The sequence below is a fragment of the Homoserinibacter sp. YIM 151385 genome (assembly GCF_027912415.1).
Taxonomy (GTDB): Bacteria; Actinomycetota; Actinomycetes; order Actinomycetales; family Microbacteriaceae; genus Schumannella.
On the sequence record NZ_CP115175.1, the window covers coordinates 2,149,188 to 2,171,457 of the forward strand.

Annotated in this window: 10 protein-coding genes; 9 read left to right on the forward strand and 1 reads right to left on the reverse strand. The window is 73.5% G+C overall.

Annotation, left to right across the window (positions count from 1 at the left end; translation table 11 throughout):
- The first annotated feature begins 95 nt into the window (after nucleotides 1-95).
- The 3 genes from OF852_RS10490 (at nucleotide 96) to OF852_RS10500 (ending at nucleotide 3,924) form a co-directional block, all read left to right on the forward strand.
- On the forward strand, nucleotides 96-2,027 hold the full coding sequence (locus OF852_RS10490) for an adenylyl cyclase (protein WP_271119106.1): 1,932 nt from the start codon (nucleotides 96-98) through the stop codon (nucleotides 2,025-2,027).
- A gap of 101 nt (nucleotides 2,028-2,128) precedes the next feature.
- Nucleotides 2,129-2,683, forward strand: coding sequence for an orotate phosphoribosyltransferase (gene pyrE / locus OF852_RS10495; protein WP_271119107.1), 555 nt, complete (start codon nucleotides 2,129-2,131; stop codon nucleotides 2,681-2,683).
- Nucleotides 2,680-3,924 (forward strand): hypothetical protein, encoded by a 1,245-nt coding sequence (locus OF852_RS10500; protein ID WP_271119108.1) that lies wholly within the window; start codon nucleotides 2,680-2,682, stop codon nucleotides 3,922-3,924. The genes pyrE and OF852_RS10500 overlap by 4 nt, the downstream gene beginning before the upstream one ends.
- Here OF852_RS10500 and OF852_RS10505 read toward each other — a convergent pair whose 3' ends face one another.
- The gene (locus OF852_RS10505; RefSeq protein ID WP_271119109.1) at nucleotides 3,925-4,725 is read right to left on the reverse strand and encodes an HAD-IIA family hydrolase; all 801 of its coding nucleotides are present in this window, start codon (nucleotides 4,723-4,725) and stop codon (nucleotides 3,925-3,927) included.
- Nucleotides 4,726-4,870: 145 nt separating this feature from the next.
- Between OF852_RS10505 and OF852_RS10510 the strand changes: the two genes are divergently transcribed.
- From OF852_RS10510 to OF852_RS10535, 6 genes are all read left to right on the forward strand, one after another.
- A complete protein-coding gene (locus OF852_RS10510; protein ID WP_271119110.1) occupies nucleotides 4,871-5,647 on the forward strand; it encodes a nucleotidyltransferase domain-containing protein in 777 nt (258 codons plus the stop codon).
- Nucleotides 5,648-5,777: 130 nt separating this feature from the next.
- The gene (locus OF852_RS10515; RefSeq protein ID WP_271119111.1) at nucleotides 5,778-6,182 is read left to right on the forward strand and encodes a hypothetical protein; all 405 of its coding nucleotides are present in this window, start codon (nucleotides 5,778-5,780) and stop codon (nucleotides 6,180-6,182) included.
- A gap of 5 nt (nucleotides 6,183-6,187) precedes the next feature.
- The gene (locus OF852_RS10520) at nucleotides 6,188-6,646 is read left to right on the forward strand and encodes a hypothetical protein (protein WP_271119112.1); all 459 of its coding nucleotides are present in this window, start codon (nucleotides 6,188-6,190) and stop codon (nucleotides 6,644-6,646) included.
- Nucleotides 6,643-7,287: a TrmH family RNA methyltransferase gene (locus tag OF852_RS10525; protein ID WP_271119113.1), complete on the forward strand. Its 645-nt coding sequence runs from the start codon at nucleotides 6,643-6,645 to the stop codon at nucleotides 7,285-7,287. The genes OF852_RS10520 and OF852_RS10525 overlap by 4 nt, the downstream gene beginning before the upstream one ends.
- Before the next feature lie 290 nt (nucleotides 7,288-7,577).
- Complete coding sequence (locus tag OF852_RS10530; protein WP_271119114.1) at nucleotides 7,578-21,785, forward strand: DUF7507 domain-containing protein; 14,208 nt, start codon at nucleotides 7,578-7,580, stop codon at nucleotides 21,783-21,785.
- Nucleotides 21,782-22,267 carry a hypothetical protein gene (locus tag OF852_RS10535; RefSeq protein ID WP_271119115.1) on the forward strand — a complete coding sequence of 162 codons (486 nt, stop codon included), beginning with the start codon at nucleotides 21,782-21,784 and terminating at the stop codon, nucleotides 22,265-22,267. Before OF852_RS10530 ends, OF852_RS10535 begins: the two co-directional genes overlap by 4 nt.
- Nucleotides 22,268-22,270: the final 3 nt, after the last annotated feature.

Here is a 22,270-nt window from a genome sequence, read left to right on the forward strand (position 1 = left end):
CGTTCGGGGGACGTACGCTGAGCACGCGGGATGCCGTAAACGTTTCCGGATCGACCCGGGACGCGGCAGGGTCCCCCGCGATCGAAGGAGATCACGTGAGAACCCCAGAGCACGCCCCGCCGCGGAGCGCCTTCCGCCGCCGCACCGGCCGCCTCCTCGGCGCCGGCATCGCCACGACCGCGCTCCTCGCGGGCGGCGGCCTCATCACCGCCGCCGGCGCCGCGAACGCCGCCGGCGACCCCGACTTCGGGCCGAACGTCACGATCATCGACCCCAGCTGGTCGACCGACCGCATCAACACCACCCTCGCGGGCCTCGCAGACGAGCCCGAGTTCAGCGAGAACCGCCACGCCGTGCTCTTCAAGCCCGGCAGCTACGGCAGCGCCGCCGGCCAGGACGACCCGCTGAACGCGACCGACATCGTCAACGCCGATGTCGGCTACTACACGAGCATCGCGGGTCTCGGCGGCCAGCCGGGCGACGTCCACATCAACGGCTCGCTCCACGTCGAGCCCGTGCAGGGCAGCGCGACCGAGCCGTGGAACGCGAACGACCCCGGCTCGCTCACCCGCTTCTGGCGCTCGATGTCGAACCTGCAGATCAACCCGATCCAGCGTCCCATCGGCGCGGATGCGGCGCGCGCCCACCCGGAGGGCGTCGTCGAGCAGCCGCACGCCTTCCGCTGGGCCGTCTCGCAGGCCGCGCCCATGCGCCGCATGGACATCCAGGGCGGCATCACCCTGTTCGGCCGCTACGGCGCCTTCTCGAGCGGCGGCTACCTCGCGAACTCGAAGGTCGCGGGCACGGTGTACTCGGGCTCGCAGCAGCAGTACTTCACGCGCAACAGCGAGATCGGGAACTGGGAGGGCGGCGTCTGGAACATGGTCTTCTCGGGCGTCGAGGGCGCACCCGCCCCGACCTACCCCGGGCCGCGCGTCGAGGACCCGATGATCGTGCCGAACACGGTCGTCGAGCAGACGCCGCTGAGCCGCGAGGCCCCGTTCCTCACGGTCGACGAGCACGGCGCCTACTCGCTCTTCGCGCCGAACGCGAAGCGCGACAGCCGGGGTGTCGACTGGGGGACGAGCGAGGCCGACGGCCGCCGCATCCCCATCGACCAGGTGCACATCGCGAAGCCCGGCGACTCGACCTCGTCGATCAACGACGCGCTCGCGGCGGGCAAGCACCTCGTGCTGACGCCCGGCATCTACGAGACGGCCGAGCCGCTGCGCATCACGGAGCCGGGGACGGTCGTGCTCGGCATGGGCATGGCCTCCGTCATCCCGACGGCCGGCAACCGGGCGATCGAGATCGCGGACGTCGCGGGCGTCCAGCTCTCGGGCATCACGATCGACGCGGGGCTGCAGGAGTCCGACAAGCTCATCGAGGTCGGGCCGACGGGGTCGTCCGCGGACGCGGCCTCCGACCCGACGACGCTCACCGACGTCTTCGTGCGGATCGGCGGCCACCACGCCGGCAAGGCGGAGACCTCGATCGAGGTCAACAGCGACGACGTGCTGCTCGACAACATCTGGGCCTGGCGCGGCGACCACGGCAACGGGATCGGCTGGGATTCGAACACGGGCGCGCACGGCGTCGTCGTCAACGGCGACGACGTGACCGCGACCGGCCTCTTCGTCGAGCACTATCAGCAGGAGCAGACGATCTGGCGGGGCGAGCGCGGCCGCGTCGTGTTCTACCAGAACGAGATCCCCTACGACCCGCCCACACGCGAGGCGTGGACCGACGGCACCGGCAACGGCTATGAGGCCTACGCCGTCGACCCGGGCGTGCAGGAGCACCATGCGACCGGCATGGGCGTCTACTCCTACTTCATCCAGGACGGGCCGATCCTCGACGACGCGATCACGGCGCCCGAGCGGCCCGGGGTGCGCTTCGAGCGGATCGTGACCCGCTTCCTCAACGGCAACGGCGAGATCAGCCACACCATCAACGGGGTGGGGGATGTCGTGCACGGCGTGGCCGGCGAGGAGACGCACTGGCTCCCGGCCTACCCGGTCGGCTGAGGGATCCCGCTCCTCCTCCACAGGTGCCCGCTCCGGCCCGGTCCGCCATCCCGGACCGGGCGGGGGCGGGCACCTGCCGTGCGCTCGGTAGGCTGTCGGGCGTGACCGACGACCGTCAGCAGCTCATCGCCCACATCTCGCGGGATGCCGTCTTCCACGGCGACTTCACCCTCACGAGCGGCAAGCGGGCCAGCTACTACGTCGATCTGCGCAAGGTGAGCCTCGACCACCGCGTCGCACCGCTCATCGGCCGCGTCATGGTCGAGCTCGTCGACACGATCGCCGATGTGGACGCGGTGGGCGGCCTGACCATGGGCGCCGACCCGATCGCCTCCGCGGTGCTGCACCAGGGCGCCGCCCTCGGCCGTGACTACGACGCCTTCGTCGTGCGCAAGGAGCCGAAGGATCACGGCCGCGGCCGGCAGGTCGAGGGACCGGATCTCGAGGGCAAGCGGGTCGTCGTGCTCGAGGACACCTCCACGACGGGCGGCTCGCCGCTCGCCGCGATCGAGGCGCTCGAGAAGGTCGGCGCCGAGGTCGTCGGGGTCGCGGTCGTCGTGGACCGCGCGACGGGCGCGCGCGAGCGCATCGAGGCCGCGGGCTACCCGTACCTCGCGGCGATTGAGCTCGAGGACCTGGGGCTGGGGCCGTCATGACGGATCGGCGGGAGCCGGGCGACGAGGACGACGCCCGGGACTGGCTGAGCGCGCAGTTCGGCGAGGACGGGGATGCCGAGTCGGCGCCGGCGGATCCCGCGAGCCCGGCGCCCGCCGAGCCCGCCCCGCCGACGGAGGCCGTCGAGCCCCCCGCGCTCGTGGAGCCCGGACCCGTCGGCTCGGTGCCGGCGAGCGCGGTGCCGGGCAGCTCGGTGCCGGGGAGCCCCGAGTCGACCCAGCCCATGTCGCAGGTCGAGCCGGAACCCACCCAGCCGGCCGCGATCCAGCCGGGGGCGGCCTCGCCCGCATCCCCCGGTCCGGCGCTGCCGGCCGAGCCTGCGCTCTCCGAGCCGCCGCAGTCGGACCCGCTCTGGTTCTCGCGGCTCACGCCGAAGGACGAGGCCTTCCCGGAGGACGTGCCCGCCGAGCTCCCCGAGGAGCCGACCGCCCTCGACGAGCTCTTCGCGGAGGGCAACTTCGCCGACTACGAGGACGAGCCGGACATCGCCGCACCCGCGTCCGGTCGCCGCGCCGCCGGCCCCGCTGGTGCGGGTGCCGCCGGTGCCGCGGGTGCCGCCGCCGCGACCGCGGTCGCGCCGCCGAAGGCCCCCGCCGACCCGCTCAGCCGTCGGCAGCGGATCCTCATGTGGGTCGCGGGCGGCGCCATCGCCCTCCTCGCGCTCGTCATCATCTTCGTCCTCGGCCTGCGGAGCGGGCAGTCCGCGCCGCAGGCGGTCCCCGCGCCGACCCCCTCCGCCTCCGCCGAGCCGGAGGAGGCGCAGCCGGCGCTGCTGCCCGGGCCCGTCGAGCCGGGCGAGACCGCCTGGGCGGATCTGCGAGGCGGCGAGTGCCTCACCTCCGCCGACCCCTGGGCCTCCGTCGCGACGGTCGTCGACTGCGCCGAGCCGCACGCCGCCCAGCTCGTGATGCTGCAGACGCTGAAGGACGTCGACCCGGAGAGCGCCTACCCCGGCGTCGACTCGCTCGGGTCCACGCTGGCGAAGTCGTGCGCCGGCTCCGGCGTGCTCGACATGGCCGTCGCCGGCGACTACGACGACGTGCAGCTCCAGCCCTTCTTCCCGGTCGAGTCGGAATGGGGCAGCGTGCCGCGCTACGCCGGGTGCGTCGCCTCGCGCGAGTCGGGCGAGCTGGAGGCCAGCATCATCGGCGGCCGCCAGGCCTCCCTCGTGGCGGCGGCCGAGAAGGCCTTCGCGCGGCAGCAGGAGTCCGAGGGCGAGTAGCTACAGCTCCGACTCGGTGGGGCCCGAGGCGACGAGCTCGTGCACGCCCTGGAGGATCTCGCCGGGGCGGAACGGGTAGCGCTCGATCTCGGCCCGGTCGCTGATGCCCGTCATGACGAGCACCGTGTGGAGGCCGGCCTCGATCCCGGCGACGATGTCGGTGTCCATGCGGTCCCCGATCATGCCGGTGTTCTCACTGTGCGCGCCGATCTTGTTCATCGCGCTGCGGAACATCATCGGGTTCGGCTTGCCGACCACGTAGGGCTCGCGGCCGGTGGCCTTCGTGATGAGCGCCGCGATCGCACCCGTCGCGGGGAGCACGCCCTCGGCGGAGGGGCCGGTCGCATCCGGATTGGTGACGATGAAGCGGGCGCCGTCGCGGATGAGGCGGATCGCCTTCGTGATCGCCTCGAAGCTGTAGTTGCGGGTCTCGCCGACGACGACGTAGTCCGGGTTCGTCTCCGTCATGATGAAGCCGGCCTCGTGGAGGGCCGTCGTGATGCCGGCCTCGCCGATCACGAAGGCGCTGCCGCCCGGCATCTGGGAGGCGCAGAAGTCGGCGGTCGCGAGCGCGCTCGTCCAGATCGACTCCTCCGGGACGTCGAGTCCGGAGGCGCGGAGCCTGGCCGCGAGGTCGCGCGGCGTGAAGATCGAGTTGTTCGTGAGCACGAGGAACGGGGTGCCCGCGTCGCGCCACTGCTGGATCAGCTCGGCGGCCCCCGGGAGGGCGTGGTTCTCGTGGACGAGCACGCCGTCCATGTCGGTCAGCCAGCACTCGACCTCGTCGCGGTTCGTCGCCATGCGTCGATCGTATTGCCGCGGCGCCGGCGGGCGCGCGGGCGGGCGTGTGCGCGACGTCGGAGAATCCTGCCGATCGGCACCGGATCCGCCCCGGGAGCCCGGTTCCTCCGACCTCGCGCACATGCCGCGCGGCTACGCTCGCGGCATGGACGACGCCGCCTTCCTCGCCGAGCTCGCGGGCGAGCTCGCGGGCCTCGACGGCGTCGTCGCGGTGAGCCTCGGCGGCTCCCGCGCGCAGGGCGCCCACCGCCCCGACTCGGACTGGGATCTCGGCCTGCACTACCGTGCCGGCTTCGACCCGGCGAGCCTCCGCGCGCTCGGCCACCCGGGCGAGGTCTCGGAGCTCGGCGGCTGGGGCGGCGGCGTCTTCGACGGCGGCGCCTGGCTCCGCATCGGCGAGCGGGCGGTCGACGTCCACTACCGGGATGTCGCGGTGCTCGAGCGGGAACTCACCCGTGCCGAGGCGGGCGAGTTCGCGATCGAGCCGCTCATGTTCCATCTGGCCGGCATCCCCAGCTACCTGCTCGTCGCGGAGCTCGCGCTCGGGCGCGTGCTCCACGGCGCCCTGCCGGCCGCGCCCGAGTATCCGGCCGCGCTGCGGCACGCCGCCTTCGCGCGCTGGTGGGGCGACGCGCAGCTCACCCTCGCCTACGCCCGCACGGCTCATGCGCCCGCGGGGCGCGCGACCCAGACGCTCGCGATGCTGGGCGTCGCCGTCACGCAGACGGCGCACGCGGTGCTCGCGGCGCGCGGCGAGTGGATCGCGAACGAGAGGACGCTGCTCGATCGGGCCGGGCTCCGGGGCGTGGATGTCGTGCTCACCCGGGTCGAGGACGACGCCGCCGGCCTCAAGGCGGCATGCGTCGCGGTCGAGACCCTCGCGACGGATGCCGCGATCGCGGCCCGCCGCCTGCTCGTCTGAGGGGACGGTGCCACGGGTGAGCGCGTTGCCGCTGTGGACAACCCGCGCGTCGCGCCTCGAGATGGACGTAGGGTGCGCGGATGCGAACCGAGGTCACCGAGTTCCTCGACGTCCCATCGGCAGGGACACGATGAGCGACGCGAAGCGGTTCGAGGCCGAGCTGCACCGACTCCGGGCCTCGCCGACCGAGGTGCTCCATCCGCCGACGCTGCTGAAGACGGCGGTCAGGGGGCAGGTCGTCGTGATCGTCTACAAAGAGGAGGGCGCGGATTGGCTCAGCGGCATGCTCGTCGATCTGCCCGTGTTCTCCCGCGGCTTCAGGCCCCGGAGCCCTGAGTTCCTCGCCGACGTGATCATGGACGAGATCCAGGAGCCGAGCGGCCGGGGTCGGCGGCTCGACGTCGACTGGGCGGAGGGGCTCGTCGACGAGCCTTCCGCGGTGCTCTGGCACGTCAACGCGGGAGAGGCCGCCGCCGTCCCGCCGCATCCGTCGCGAAGTGGGGGCGGCGGCGCGGAGCCGCGCATGGCAGAGTGACCGTCATGTCGAGCGAGAACCCGAACCCCGCCCGAGCCGCCTTCCGCGTCACGCGCGTCGAGCTCGGACCGGACGACCTGCAGTCGCAGGTGCCGCTCACGGCCGAGCTGCACCGCTTCATGCCGGGCCCCGACCGCCCCGATTACGCGCTCGCGGTCGTGAAGGACCACCCCATCCGCTTCAAGACGACGCAGGCGGTGCTCGTGGGCGCTGGCGTGAACGTCGCCGCGGCGGACCCGCAGCTCTACACGCTCCACGAGGACGGCACCGTCGACCTGCAGGTGTGGGCGGTGGTCGTGACGCCCCGCGTCGCCGGCGAGCGGCTGTACCAGGGGATGAAGGACCTCGCGGTCGGGATCGCCTACGTCGTCGACAACACGCTCATGCGCGACGAGCGGCTCGACTTCTCGAAGGTGTTCTACGCGGCGGTCGCGGTCATCGAGGACGCGACACCGGGGGCATGAGCGACGAGGTCGGCGTCGGCTCGTGGCCCGGGGGCCCCGCCGCCTGGCCCGACGACGAGCGCTACGACCCCGAGCTCCTCGCCGAGGGCGACCGGCGCAACGTCGTCGACCGCTTCCGCTACTGGCGCGTGGAGGCGATCACCGCCGAGCTCGACCGGCACCGGCATCCCTTCCACGTCGCGATCGAGAACTGGCAGCACGACCTCAACATCGGCTCGATCGTCCGCAGCGCGAACGCGTTCCTCGCGGAGGCGGTGCACATCGTGGGGCGGCGGCGCTGGAACCGGCGGGGTGCGATGGTGACGGAGCGCTACCAGCACGTCGTCCACCACGAGGACGTGGCGGCGCTCCTCGCCTGGTCGCGCGAGCGGGGCCTCCCGATCGTCGCCGTCGACAACGTCGAGGGCTCGATCCCGGTGGATGCCGCGGACCTCCCCGAGCGCTGCCTCCTGCTCTTCGGGCAGGAGGGCCCGGGCCTGAGCGCCGAGGCCCTCGCCGCGGCGGATCTCGTGGTCGAGATCCGGCAGTTCGGCTCGACGCGCTCCATCAACGCGGCGGCCGCGGCGGCGGTCGTCATGCACGAGTGGGTGCGCCGCAACGCCCGATCCGGGACGCCGGGCGACGCGGCCGGACCCGGCTGAGCCGCTTCCGCATCCCCCGCCCGACCGGGGGTCCCTCTGCGAGGGGCACCCGCTCTGGGGCTCGTCTCACCCGGTCCTCATACCCGAGCCTGTATCAATCCGGGGGAGCCTGACCTATCGTGGGTTCCGGATCAAGGACTCTGCCGATGCGGGGCGAACCGGCGTCGCGGCCGGTTCCGAAGCACCGGGCGGAGCGCGATATCGGGCGTTCGGGCGCTCGGGCGTGGGGGGAAACAGCAGTGGGGACGGCAATCCGTCCGCGGGGTCGGGCCCGCGGACTGCGCAACGGGGTGCTCGCGAATCGACGCGAGTGGGGTGAGCCCGGCGCGTCGTATTTCACGCGCCTCGCGCGCGCGATCGCCATGGTGCTCGTGGTGGTCGTCGGCGGCTTCAGCCTCGCGCTCGTGCCCACGGGCGCCGCGAACGCCGTCGTCGTCCAGTGGGGCCAGAACGACGGCCAGGACCCGAGCTACGAGATCGACGTCAACGGCGACTTCCTGATGGCCGGCAACGGCGTCCTCGCCTGCGACTCGATCGGCAACCAGGCCGGCTACGGCACGTGCGCGCAGCTGCACTCCGCGAACAACCCGACCGGCAACCAGAACGCGAACGTCAACGACGCGTTCAAGATGGTCAACTCGAACACCGTCACCGGCTTCACCACGAACTCGTCGAGCGCGAACCTCACGATCCCGCAGGGCGCGACGGTCGTGAAGGCGTTCCTCAACTGGTCGGCGAACACGGGCACCTACTCCGGCACGACCTCGGCCTTCTGCGGCGCGAGCGGGTTCGGCGCGGCCACCCTCCCCGCGGGCAGCGCGACCGGCTACCAGACGCGCGCGATCCAGTTCAAGGTGGGCGGCGGCTCGATCCAGTCGTACAGCCCGTACCAGGTGCTCGAGGATGCGACGACGCAGTCGCAGGCCCGGTACTACTCGGCGACGGCGGATGTCACGAGCGCCTTCCAGAACGCGACGACGGGCAGTGCGCTCACCCTGAGCGCCGGCAACATCTGGGCGCCGACCGGCACCGGATGCTACGCCGGCTGGTCGGCCACCGTCGTGTACGACTTCGGCACCTATGTGAACGGCAACGCCGCCTCGACCCCGCACAAGGTCGTCTACTACGAGGGCCATGTCCGTCAGGGCGCTCAGGACACCCCGCTGACGGTCGACTTCAACGGCTTCACCGCGGTCGACACCGGCACGCGTGCGGGGTTCTCGCTCTACGAGGGCGACCGCGGCATCACCGGCGACACCGCCTCGTACCGGCGCGGCGCCGACACGGCGTACACCGAGATCCCGAACTCGGCGGGCGCGACCGGCAACTTCGGCATCGGCCGCGCGGCGGGCTCGGTCCGCTACACGCAGACGCAGGACACGAGCACCTTCACGAACCAGAGCGTCGACGTCACGACGACGACGCTGTCGCGCGTCGTCGCGGGCGACTCGAACGTGCGGCTCCAGCTCGCGACGAGTGGCGACTCCTACCTGCTCACGAACTCGATCCTGTCGGTGCCGACGGCGGGCCTCAAGGTCGAGAAGACCTTCAACGGCACGGACGACATCCAGTACCGGACCGCCAACGAGCCGGCGACCTTCACGATCCGCCTCACGAACGTCGGGGCCGGCGTGCTCCGCAACATTCAGGTCGCCGACGATCAGGCGAGCTGCGCCCGGACGCTGCCGTCCGGGACGACGCTCGCGGCTCAGCAGTCGTACGAGTACACCTGCACGGCGGCGGCCGGCTCGGCGACCGGGTACACCTCGACGGCGACGGCGACCGCGAGGACGGTCGTCGGCGACTATCTCGCGCAGGGCAGCGACTCGACGCGCGTCGGCCTGACCGCCATCGGCCTGACGAAGACGAGCTCGCTCGCCGCGGGCGCGACCGGCAGGGTCGGCGAGACCGTCAACTACACCTTCGTCGTGACGAACCGGGGCGACGGGCCCCTCACGGGCGTCGCGATCACCGACCCCATGACCTCGAGCGGCATGTCCGCGATCCAGATCACCTGGCCCGGCGCCTCGGGGGCGCTCGCCGCCGGCCAGTCGGCGACGGGCACCGCGAGCTACGTGCTCAAGCAGTCGGATGTGAACAGCGGCTCCGTCGTGAACACCGCCTCCGCGACGGGCACCGACTCGGACGGCGGCACCAGGCCGACCGCGACCGCGAGCCGGACGCAGCCGATCACCTCGGCCCCCGGCCTCTCGATCGCGAAGACCGGCGCGCTCGCCTCGGGCGCGACGGGCGTCGTCGGCGACCGCATCAACTACGGCTTCACCGTCCAGAACACCGGCAACGTGACGCTCACGGGCGTCGCCGTCACCGACCGCCTCGCCGGCCTCCAGGGCCTCGCCTACGGCACCTGGCCGAGCGGCACCACGGGCACCCTGCAGCCCGGGCAGACCGTGACCGCCTCCGCGTTCTACCTGATCCAGCAGGCGGATGTCGACGCGGGCAGCGTGAAGAACCTCGCCTCGGTCTCCGGCCGCACCCCGACGAACACGACGACGACCGCGAGCTCGAGCGAGGTGACCGTCAACACGACGGCCGCGGCGCCCGCGCTCACGACGACGAAGACCGCGAGCCCGGCGACGGGCGCGGCCGTCGGCAGCACCGTCACCTACACGATCACCGGCCGGAACTCGGGCAACGTGACGCTCACGAACGTCGCGGTCACGGATCCGATGACGGCGAACGGCCTCACCGTCACGAACACGCAGTGGCCCGCGAACCAGACGGCGGGCACCCTCGCGCCCGGCCAGCAGGTCGTCGTGACGGCGACCTACGTCGTGAAGCAGTCCGATGTCGACGCGGGCGCGATCCGCAACACGGCGACGACGAGCGGGCGCACGCCGGCTGGCGCGACCATCACGGCCGGCTCCGGGCAGGTCGTGACGCCGACGGCGGCCGCCGCCCCCCGCATCCAGCTCACGAAGACGGGCACGCTCGCCGCGGGGGCGACGGGTCGCGCCGGCGACGCCGTGAGCTACAGCTTCCGCATCGAGAACACCGGCAACGTGACCCTCACGGGCGTCGGCGCGAGCGACCCGATGAGCGGGCTCTCGGCGATCGCGTTCCCGACCGCCGCCTCCGGCTGGCAGTCGGGCACGGTCGGCACGCTCCGCCCCGGCGACGTCGTGACCGGCACGGCCTCCTACGCGCTCAAGCAGTCGGATGTGGATGCCGGCTCCGTCATCAACACCGCCACCGCGACCGGCAAGCCGCCGACGGGTGCCAACGTGACCGGGTCGGGCACGAGCACGCTGCCGATCGCGCCCACCGGCACGCTCACGGTGAAGAAGACCGGTGCCGTCGTCGGCTCGAACGCGGGCGTCGGCGGCACGGTCCGCTTCGACTTCGAGATCGAGAACACGGGCAACGTGACGCTCTCGCAGATCGCGCTCACGGACTCCCTCCCCGGCCTGTCGACCCCGAGCCTCACCTGGCAGGGCGGCACGGCGGGCACCCTCGCGCCCGGCGGGAAGGCGACCGGCTCCGCGACGTACACGATCCGCCAGACGGATGTGGACCGCGGCACCGTCCTCAACACCGCGACGGTCGTCGGGCGCACCCCCGCGGGCGCCTCCACGCCGACCGCGACCTCCGGGCAGATCAGCGTGAGCACCGTCACGCGGGCACCCGACATGACGCTCGTGAAGACCGGCACGCGCGCCGGCGGCGCCGCGGGCAACGCGGGCGACGTCGTCAACTACACGTTCACGATCGCGAACACCGGCAACACGACGCTCACGGGCGTCGGCGTCACCGACCCGATGACCGCGAACGGCCTCTCGACCCCGACCATCCCGGCCGCCTCCTGGGCCTCCGGCACGGTCGGCACGCTCCGCCCCGGCGACTCCGTCGTCGCGACCGCGAACTACACGATCAAGCAGAGCGACGTGAACGCGGGCTCGATCTCGAACACCGCGACGGCGACCTCGACGACCTCGTCGGGGGCGACCCTCACCCGCACCTCGACGGCGAACACCCCGACGGTCGCGCGCAGCGCCGTCATCGGCCTCACGCAGACCGGCGCCCTGCCCCAGGGCTCGACCGGCAAGGCGGGCGACGTCGTCACCTGGAGCTTCGTCGCGACGAACAACGGCACCACGACGCTCTCCGGCGTCGTCATCCAGCCGACGCTGCAGGGCATCTCGACGGTGAGCTACGGCACCTGGCCGAGCGGCACCGCCGGCACCCTCCAGCCCGGGCAGTCGGTGACGGCGACCGCGACCTATGTCGTCACGCAGTCGGATGTCGACAGCGGCTCCGTCGTCGACCCGGCGACCGTGCGCGGCACGCCGCCGGCGGGCGTGACCCCGAGCCCGGCGACCGCCTCGGCGCCCGCGACCGTGCCCCTCACGCCCCGCGGCTCGCTCTCGATCGTGAAGTCGGGCGCGCTGCGCACCGCCGGACAGGGCGGCCTCGGCAATCCGGTCGACTACAGCTTCGTCGTGACGAACACGGGCAACCTGACGCTCACGGAGGTCGTGGTCGCCGATCCGAAGACCGCGAACGGGATGACGGCGCCGACCGTCCCCGCGAACGGCTGGCCCTCGGGCACCGCCGGCACGCTCCGCCCCGGCGACAGCGTCACGGCCACCGCGAGCTACCCGATCCGCCAGGCCGACCTCGACGCCGGCGAGGTGCGCAACCAGGCCCGGGTCGAGGGCCGCACGCAGTCCGGCGCGACGATCCGCTCCGACTCCAACGAGGTCGTCACCGGCACGAACGCCGCCAATCCGCGCCTCACCACGACGAAGACGGCGAGCACGGCGGGGCCCGTCCAGCTCGGCCAGCAGATCACCTTCACGATCGTCGGCCGCAACACCGGCAACGTGACGCTCTCGAGCGTCGACGTCGTCGACTCCCTCGCCGGCCAGGGCTTCGCCGTCACGAGCACGACCTGGTCGGCCGGTCAGGCGAGTGCGGGCACGCTCGCCCCGGATGCGACGGTCACGGTGGTCGGCGCCTACACGGTCCGCCAGGCGGATGTCGATGCGGGCGCCGTGACGAACACGGGCACGACGCGCGGCTCCTTCGGCACCGCGAACGTGCAGGGCGCCGCCACGATCGCCGTCCCGACCCAGCAGGCCGCGCCCTCGCTCGAGCTCGTCAAGACGGGGACGCGCGTCCAGACCGGGACCCCCGCCGTCGGCGACCGGATCGACTACCGCTTCACGCTGCGCAACACCGGCAACGTGACGCTCACGACCGCGCAGATCGCCGACCCGATGACCGATCTCCAGGACTTCGCGTACGTCGGCGCCAACCGCACCCTCGCGCCGAACCAGACACTCGAGGCGACCGCGTTCTACATCGTGAAGCAGAGCGACATCGACGCGGGCGCGGTCGTCAACACGGCGAGCGCCTCGGCGGCGCCCCCGACGGGCGCGCGCATCGCGACGTCGACGCCGCAGACCGTGCCGCTCGCCTCGAACGGCGCGCTGGAGTTCGACAAGGCCTCGGCCTACCGGCCCGGCACCGGCACGGGGCCGGGCACGGTCGGCAGCGTCATCCGCTACACCTTCACCGCCACGAACACCGGCAACGTGACCCTGACGGGCGTCGGCGTCACCGATCCGCGCGCGGGCCTCGGCACGATCGCCTACAGCGGCTGGCAGACCCCCAACACGCTCCGGGTGGGCGAGACCGTGACCGGCGTCGCCGACTACACCGTGACGCAGGCGGACGTGAACGCCGGCGTCGTCGCGAACACGGCGACGGCCAGCGGGCGCACCCCGGGCGGCACGCCCGTCTCGGCGACCGACACCGAGCGCCGCGACACCGTGACGCCCGCCCCGGCCGTCACGACGACGAAGACGGCGGCCGTCTCCGGCGCGGGCGGCGTCGGCGACACCATCACCTACACGATCGTCGCCGAGAACACCGGGAACACGACGCTGACGGGCGTGACGGTCGCGGACCCGATGTTCACCGCATCCCAGCTCAGCTACGGCACCTGGCCGTCCGGCGTCGCCGGGACCCTGCAGCCCTCGCAGAGCGTGACGGCGACGGCGGTCAAGATCATCACGCAGGCGGACGTCGACGCGGGCACCGTGCAGAACACCGCCACGACGACCGCCCGGACCCCGTCCGGCGGCTCGACGGAGGGCTCCTCAGGGCCGATCACGACGGCCGTCCAGCCGGCGCGACCCTCGATCGACCTCGTGCAGACCGGCGCGCTCCCGAGCGGATCGCCGGGGCGCGCGGGCGAGACGGTCACCTTCACGTTCACGCTGACGAACGACGGCAACGTGACGCTGTCGGGGACGCAGGAGGTGACGCGCTCGCTGCCCGGCATCTCGCCGATCGCCTACGGCGCCTGGCCGTCCGGCACGGTCGGGCAGCTCCGACCGGGCGACACCGTCACCGGCACGGCGACCTACACCCTGACGCAGGCGGACGTCGACTCGGGCGCGATCCAGGACGTCGCCTCCGTCACCGGCACCTCGGCGCGCGGGAACGCGAGCGACACCGACACGGCGACCGTGCCGATCAACCGCGGTCCCGCGATCGTGCTCGAGAAGACCGGCCAGCTCACGGAGTCCGGCGAGGGCGGGGTCGGGAGCACGATCACCTACCGCTTCACGCTGACGAACACGGGCACCGTGACGCTCCGCGACGCCTTCGTCGCGGACCCGCTGCTCGCCGCCGCCGACGTCGCCGTGCAGTACGGCACCTGGGCGAGCGGCACCGCGGGCACGCTGCGCCCGGGGGACGTCGTGACCGGCGCCGCCGTCTACACGATCACGCAGGACGACTTCGACCGCGGCCGCGTGACGAACACGGCGAGCGTCGACGCGAGCGGCCCCGCGGGCACGCCGAACGCGACCTCCACGACGCGCCCGGTCGTCGTCGCGACCGGCGACACCCGCCCCATGATCGAGATCGGCAAGACCGCGGTCGTCTCGGGCGCGCGCGGCGTCGGCGACACGATCACCTACACCTTCACGGTCGTCAACACGGGCAACGTGAACCTCACGGACGTCGAGGTCAGCGACATCGAGCTCGAGGGCCTCGGGCCCGTGACGTACAGCCCGAGCTGGCCCGGCGGCCCGGATGCGCCGCGCTCGCTCGGCCCGAACGGCGGCACCGGCACGGCCACCGCGACGTACACGATCACCCAGGAGGACGTCGACCGCGGCATCGTGACGAACCGCGCCCTCGTCAGCGCGCAGACCGTCGGCGGCGAGGTCGTCGACGACGTCTCCCCGCAGGTCATCACGACCCTGCAGGCGAAGGACCCGGTCGTCTCGGTCCTGAAGCAGGGCGTCGTCCGAGGCGGCGGCACCGCGGCGCTGGGCTCGATCGTCGACTACACGATCACCGTGTCGAACGGCGGGAACCAGACCCTCTCGAACGTGACGCTGAGCGACCCGCTGCTCGCGGACCTCTCACGCACGACCTTCGGCACCATCCGTCCCGGTGACGCCCCCCTGACCGCGACCGGCACCTACCGGATCACGCAGGCGGATGTGGACGCCGGCTCCGTCCTCAACGTCGCGACCGCGCGCGCGGACACGCCGAACGGCGGCGCGCCCGTCACCGGCCAGGGCGCCGACACCCGTCCCGTGCCGTCGACCTCGAGCATCGGGCTCGTGAAGTCGGCGGACTTCGTCGAGGGCTCCGGCGGGGTCGGCTCGATCGTGCGCTACACCTTCGTCGCCGAGAACACCGGGACGACGACGCTCCGCGTCGTGCAGGTGCAGGACGAGCTGCCGTCGCTCTCCGAGCTCGAGTACGGCGCATGGCCGACCGGCACCGCCGGCGTCCTGCCGCCCGGCGAGACCGTCACCGCCACCGCCACCTACGAGGTCCGGCAGGCGGACGTCGACGCGGGCGCCATCGAGAACACGGCGCGCGTCGGCGCGACGACCCCCGGCGGCACGCGCCTCGACGAGCCGTCGAACACGCTCACCACCGGGCTCGCGCCCGCCGACCCGGAGCTGACCGTCACGAAGACGGCGGACGCGCCCGAGCGACCCGCCCTGGGCGACGTCATCCGGTTCCGCATCTCGGTCGCGAACACCGGCAACATCACCGTCGACGGCGTCGAGCTCGCGGACCGCCTGCAGGGCCTGGGCGAGCTCAGCCTCACCTGGCCGGGCGCCGAGGGCGTCCTCGCGCCGGGCGAGGAGCTCGTCGCGACCGCCGAGTACGTCGTCACGCAGGCGGACATCGACGCGGGCTCCGTCTCGAACGACGCCGTCGCCACCGGCGTCGACCGCCGCGACGGCGACGAGGTGACGGGGGAGGGCTCCGTCCGCGTCGAGACCCAGACGCGCCGCGCGACCATCCAGGTCGTCGACAGCGGCGCGCTCGCGCCCGCCGCCACCGGCCGCGCCGGCGACGAGACCATCTGGACCTACGTCGTCGAGAACACCGGCAACGTCACGCTCGAGGGCGTCACGGTGACGGAGTCCGCGCTCGCGATCACGGGCGGCTACCGCTACGGCGCATGGCCCGACGCCGACCGGCCTGGCCGCCTCCTCCCCGGCCAGCGGGTGACGGTCCGCGCGACCCACCTGCTCACCCAGGCTGAGGCCGACGCCGGCGTCGTGCGCAGCACGGTCACGACGGCGGGCTCCCCCGCCTCGGGTCCCGACGCGACCGACGACGACCGCGCCGAGCTCCCGATCGACATCGAGCCCGAGCTCACGGCCGTGAAGTCCGGCAGCTACATCAGCGGCGCCGGCGAGCTGGGATCGACCATCCGATACCGGCTCGAGATCACGAACACCGGCAACGTCACGCTGTACCGCGGCACGCTCGTGGACCCGATGGAGGGTCTCCGCGACCTCGTCATCCAGTGGCCGGACCCCGAGCGGGTCGGCTACGTCCCGGTCGGCGCGACCGTCGTCGGGACCGCGCTCTACGACCTCCAGCCGAAGGACCTCGACGAGGGCCGGATCGAGAACACCGCCTCCGTGGGCGCCTTCACCTCGCCCACGCCGGGCGAGGGGGTCGAGACCGGGAGCGACTCGAACACGGTCGTCATCGTGACCGAGCAGGCGGCCTCCCGCATCCAGACGACCGTCCAGGGCGCCGCGCGCGGGGATGCCGGCCGGGGCGACATCATCGACTGGGAGATCCGTCTCGAGAACACGGGCAACGTGACCGTGACGGATGCCGAGCTCGACTGGGGCGGGTTCCCGCTCGAGGACGTCCGCACCACCTGGCCGGGGACGCCCGGCAGCCTCGCGGCGGGAGCGGTCCTGATCGTCCGCGGCACCTCCCTCGTCACGCAGGCCGACGTCGACGCCGGCTCGGTCGTGCTCGCGGCGACCGGCACGGGCGCTGCCGTCCGCGGCACCGGCCCCGCGCCGTCGACCGCGGCCGGCACCGTGCCCACCGTCGGCTCCTCGCCGACCCTCGTGATCGAGAAGGTCGCGCGGGCGGACGGCGCGAGCGAGCAGGGCGACCTCGTCACCTGGGAGTACACGCTCACCAACGAGGGCAACGTGACGCTCACGGGCGTCACCCTCGCCGACCAGCTGCCCATGGTCGACGGCGTGGCCTACACCTGGCCGGCCGGGCAGCCGGCCGGGCAGCTCGCCCCGGGCGCGACCGTCACCGGCACGGCGCAGTACCGCCTGACGCAGGCCGATGTCGACCGCGGGAGCGTGCGCAGCGCGGTCGTCGGCCGCGGCACGCCGCCGCGCGGCGCGACCCTCGTGGTCCAGGACGCGGACGGCGTCACGATCGCGGCCCGTCCCGCGGCGACGGTCGTCAAGGAGGGCACGAGCGCCGGCAGCGGCGAGCTGGGCTCGCTCGTCGACTACGAGTTCGCGGTCGAGAACACCGGCAACGTGACGCTCACGCTCGTCGACCTCGAGGACCAGCTCGTCGGCGTCACGGCGCCCGACATGCAGTGGCCCGGCACCCCCGGCACCCTCGAGCCCGGCGCCCGCCTCACGGCGACCGCCGAGTACCGCGTGACGCAGGCCGACCTCGACCGCGGCTACATCGCGAACACCGCCGTCGCGCGGGGCAAGCCGCCGGTCGGCGACCTCATGGAGTGGTCGACGAGCGAGGTGCGCACGACCGTCGCCGCGGCGCGCCCCGCGATCGCCGTCTCGAAGGCCTCGACACCTGCCGGCGGCGCGACCCTCGGCCAGACGATCTCCTACCGGATCGCGGTGCAGAACACGGGCAACGTCACGGTCGGCGACATCGACGTGCGCGACGTCCTGCCCGGACGCACCGACCTCGTGACCACCTGGCCCGACGGCGTGACCGACGAGACCCTGCGCCCCGGCCAGACGCTGTACGTCGACACCACCTACCGCGTCACGCAGGCGGACGTGGATGCCGGCGAGGTCGTGAACACGGTCGACGCGACCGCGGTGGGCGTCCGCGCGGCGCCCGGCGGCGACGCGACGGCGGAGGGCTCCGACACGGTCGTGACGAGCGTCGTCGGCCAGACGGCGTCCATCGCCGTCACCGACCGCGGCACCCTCGCGCCCGGTGCGACCGGGCGTGCGGGCGATGCCCTCGTCTGGACCTACATCGTCCGCAACACCGGCACGACGACCCTCACGGGTCTCGAGATCACCGAGCGGCTCCCGCTGTCGGGCGAGCTCGAGTACAGCGCCTGGCCCGACCCCGCGAGGCCGTTCCGCCTCGCGCCGGGCACCGAGGTGACGGTCACCGCGCGCACGATCCTCACGCAGGCGCAGGCCGATGCGGGCGAGGCGATCAGCGCGGTCGGCGTCGTCGGCACCCCGCCGCGCGGCGACGACGTCGACGACGAGGCGACCGCGCGCGTCGAGATCACGCCGCAGCGCGCGCTCGACGTCGTCAAGACCGGCGCCTACGCCGCCGGCGGTCGGGGCCGCGTCGGCGACGAGGTCGACTACCGCCTCGAGGTGACGAACACCGGCAACGTGTCGCTCTACGGCGGCCGCCTCGTCGACCCCATGCCGCACCTCGGCCCGCTCACGGTCGTCTGGCCGGACCCGGCGCGCCCCGGCTACGTGCCGGTCGGCGGCGTCGTCGTCGGCACCGCGCAGTACACGATCCAGCCCGAGGACATCGACGCGGGCCAGATCGAGAACAGGGCGCACGTCGCGGGGTACTCCTCGCCGGACCTCACCCCCGCGACCCGCGTCGACGCGTACTCGGATGAGATCGTCATCCCGACGGTCGAGCCCTCGACGCAGCTCGCCGCCGCCATCCGGGGCGTCCGCTCCGGCACGGGCATCGTCGGCGACACCGTCGAGTGGACGATCACGGTCCGCAACGACTCCAATGTGACCGTTAGCGCGATGGACGTGGATCGCGGCCTCGCCCTCACGGACGAGTCCGTCACCTGGCAGGGCGGCATCCCCGGCACCCTCGCGGCGGGCGCGACCGTCACCTACCGCGGCACGACGACCATCACCCAGGCGGACGTCGACCGCGGCAGCGTGCCCAACCGCGTCGTCGCCACGGGCGTCCCCGCGCGCGGACCCGACTCGGTCACGAGCAACACGGCCGAGACGAGCGTCCCGACGCGCGCCGCCGCGCCCGCGATCTCGGTCCGCGCCTCCGGTGCCGTCACGAGCGGCGACGGCCGCGAGGGCTCGATCGTCACCTTCACCTACCTCGTGAAGAACGAGGGCAACGTGACCCTCGACCCGACGACGGTCGAGGATGCGACGGCCGGCGTTGGCAGCCCGGTGTACCCGGGCGGCACGCCGCCGCGCCTCGCGCCGGGAGCCGAGGCGACCATCACCGCGACCTACACGGTCACGCAGGCCGACGTCGACGCCGGCTCCGTGTCGAGCCTCGTCACCGCGACCGGCACGCCCCCGGTGGGCGCCGACGCGACCGCGAGCGCCCCCGCCACGGTGCCGCTCGCCGGATCGAGTTCGCTCCGCGTCGAGAAGACGGGCGCGCTCCGCGTCGCCGGGGCGGACCGCGTCGGGGACACGATCGACTACCGGATCGAGATGTTCAACGAGGGCACGCTCACGCTCCGCGAGGTCGAGCTCACGGACGCGCTCGACGGCCTCACCGTCCCGCGCATCACCTGGCCGGAGGGCGTCGAGGGCGTCATCCCGCCGGGCCGCTCCGCGGTCGCGACCGCCTCGTACCAGATCGCGCAGAAGGACGTCGACGCGGGCGAGGTGCTCAACACCGCGACCGTCGCCGCGACGGACGCGCGCGGCGACGACCAGCTCGCCGTCTCGCCGCAGTCGCGGATCGCCACGGCCGCGGCGGCGCCCGCGTACACGGTCGCGAAGTCCGGCTCGGTCGTCGCGCCCGGCACCGGCGTCGCCGGCGACCAGGTGCGCTGGACCTTCCGGATCGAGAACACCGGCAACGTGTCGCTCTCCGCGATCGACCTCACCGAGCAGCTGGCGGGCGCGAGCAAGCCGACCGTCGTCTACCCGGCCGGCGCCGCATCCCTCGCCCCGCGCGCGGTCGCGACCGCGACCGCGACGTACCGCCTCACGCAGACGGACGTGGACCGCGGCTCGGTCGTGAACTGGGTGAGCGCCACCGCGCGCACCCCGGGCGGCGCGACCGTGACGCAGGAGTCGAACCGCTACCGGCTCGTGCCCGCCGCCGCGGCCCCCGCGATCGCGGTCTCGCAGAGGGCGACCACCGACCCGCTGTTCGCCGGCAAGCTCGGCGACCCGGTCGAGTTCGAGTTCGTGCTCCGCAACACCGGCAACGTGACGCTCACGGACCCGGCGTACCGCGCGAGCGTCGTCGGCCTCGAGGACCCGACCCTCACCTGGTCGGGCGTCGAGGGCCAGCTCGACCCGAACGGCACGCTCACCGTGCGCGGCACCCACCGCGTCACGCAGGCCGAGGTGGATGCCGGACGCGTCGTCAACGAGCTGCGCGGCACCGGCCGCGCGCCGGGCGGCGGGCTCGTCACCGGCGGTCCCACGACCGAGACCGTGCCGCTCGACGCGCCCGTGAGCCGCATCGGCCTCACCAAGACGGCCGAGCCGGCGACGGGCGCGAAGGCGGGCGACCGCGTGACCTTCACGCTCACGCTCGCCAACACGGGCGAGGCGACCGTGCGGGATGCCCGCATGGCCGACACGATGGAGGACCTCGGCGCCCTCGAGATGGGCCGGTGGCCGACCGACGCCGAGGGCGTGCTCGCGCCCGGGCAGGATGTGACGGCGACCGCGGTCTACCGGGTCACCCAGGCGGATATCGATCGCGGCAGCATCGCGAACTCGGCGACGGCGGACGCGAGCGGCTTCGGCGGCACGCCCGTGACGCAGGCCGCGGCCTCCATCACGGTCCCGCTCGCGACCCGGGCTCCGGCGATCACGCTGACGAAGACGCAGACGCTCCCGAGCGGCTCGACGGGCAAGGTGGGCGACCGCGTCAGCTACGCCTTCACGGTGAAGAACACCGGCACCGTCACGCTCGACGACGTCCGCGTCGCGGACGAGCAGCAGCGCCTGAGCGGCATCGTCGTCGACTGGGGCACGGGCGCCGAGGGCACCCTGGCCCCGGGCCGGGAGGTCCGCGGGACCGCGACGTACGTCCTCACGCAGGACGACCTCGACGCCGGCACCGTCGCCTCCGACGCGGTCGTCACCTCCACGGCACGCGGCGGCGGGGCCCCGCAGGATGCGGCGAGCGGCTCGGTCGACCTCGTCCAGCGTGCGGCCGTCGAGCTCGAGAAGACGCGGAGCCACACCGCGCCGGCACGCGAGGGCACGGTCATCGCCTACCGGCTCGTCGCCGAGAACACGGGCAACGTGACGCTCACGGGCGTCGAGCTGGCCGACCCGCTGCCCGGGCTCGACGGCCTCCAGGTCACCTGGCCGACCGCCGTCGCGGGCGTCCTCGCCCCGGGCGCTCGGGTCATCGGCACGGCGACCTACACGGTCACCGCCGCCGACGTCGACGCGGGCAGCATCGCCAACACGGCCTCCGTCACCGGGGCCCCGCCGGCCTCCGTCGGCGGCACCGTCGGCGACACCGACTCGGCGACCGTCGCGGTGCCGAACCGCCCCGCGATCGGCATCGTCATGTCGGTGAGGATCGCGGACGGCCGGGCCGGCTTCCCGGGCGACCGCCTCCAGTACACCTACGTCATCACCAACACCGGCGATCGGACGCTGACCGGCGTGCGCGTGGCCGACGACCACCCGCGGCTCGGGGCGTTCGAGTATCTCGACTGGCCGGGCGAGCTCGGCGTCCTCGCCCCCGGGCAGTCCGTCACGGCGGTCGCGTACTACGCGATCATCGCCGAGGACGCGGGGAGGATGGTGCCCGGGACCTCGCAGGCGATCGGCTTCGCCGACGGCGGCGCCACCACGGTGACCGACGAGGCGCAGGCGCCGATCGCGCTGCCCGCGATGCCCGTCGTGCCCGGCCCGGCCGACCCGACGACGCCCACCACGCCGGGCGGGCTCGCGAGCACCGGCACCGACGCCGCCCTCTCAGGGCTCTCGGCGCTGGCGCTCCTACTCTCTGGACTCGTGATCATCGTCGTCGGCACCCGCCGACGCCGGAAGGAGACTGCATGATCCCCCGCCGCACCCCGCTCCTCGCCTCCGCCGCGGCCGCCGGAGCGCTCGCCCTTTCGCTCGCGGGCTGCACCGGCTCCCCCGAGCCCGAGCCCACCCCGAGCGCCTCCGCCGACAAGCCCGCGGGGGTCACCGACATCGACGACGCGCCCGGCTCGGGGGAGGGCCTCGTGGGTGCGCTGGAGGACCTCGAGATCGCGACCTGCGAGCGTCAGGGCGACAAGTGGTCGCTCGGCGGCACCGTGACGAACTCGGCGACGAGCACCTCCGACTACCGGATCTACATCTCGCTCCTCGACGCCGCGGGCGACACCCGCGGCCTCACCCAGATCGACGTCGACGGCGTCGCGGCGGGCGCGAGCGACGACTGGTCCGAGTCGGTCGACATCGCGGAGGACGACCTCAGCTGCGTGCCGCGCGTCGAGCGCTACGAGGCCGGGGCCGGCGACGACGCCGGCAACGGCGACGGCTCGGACGGCTGAGCC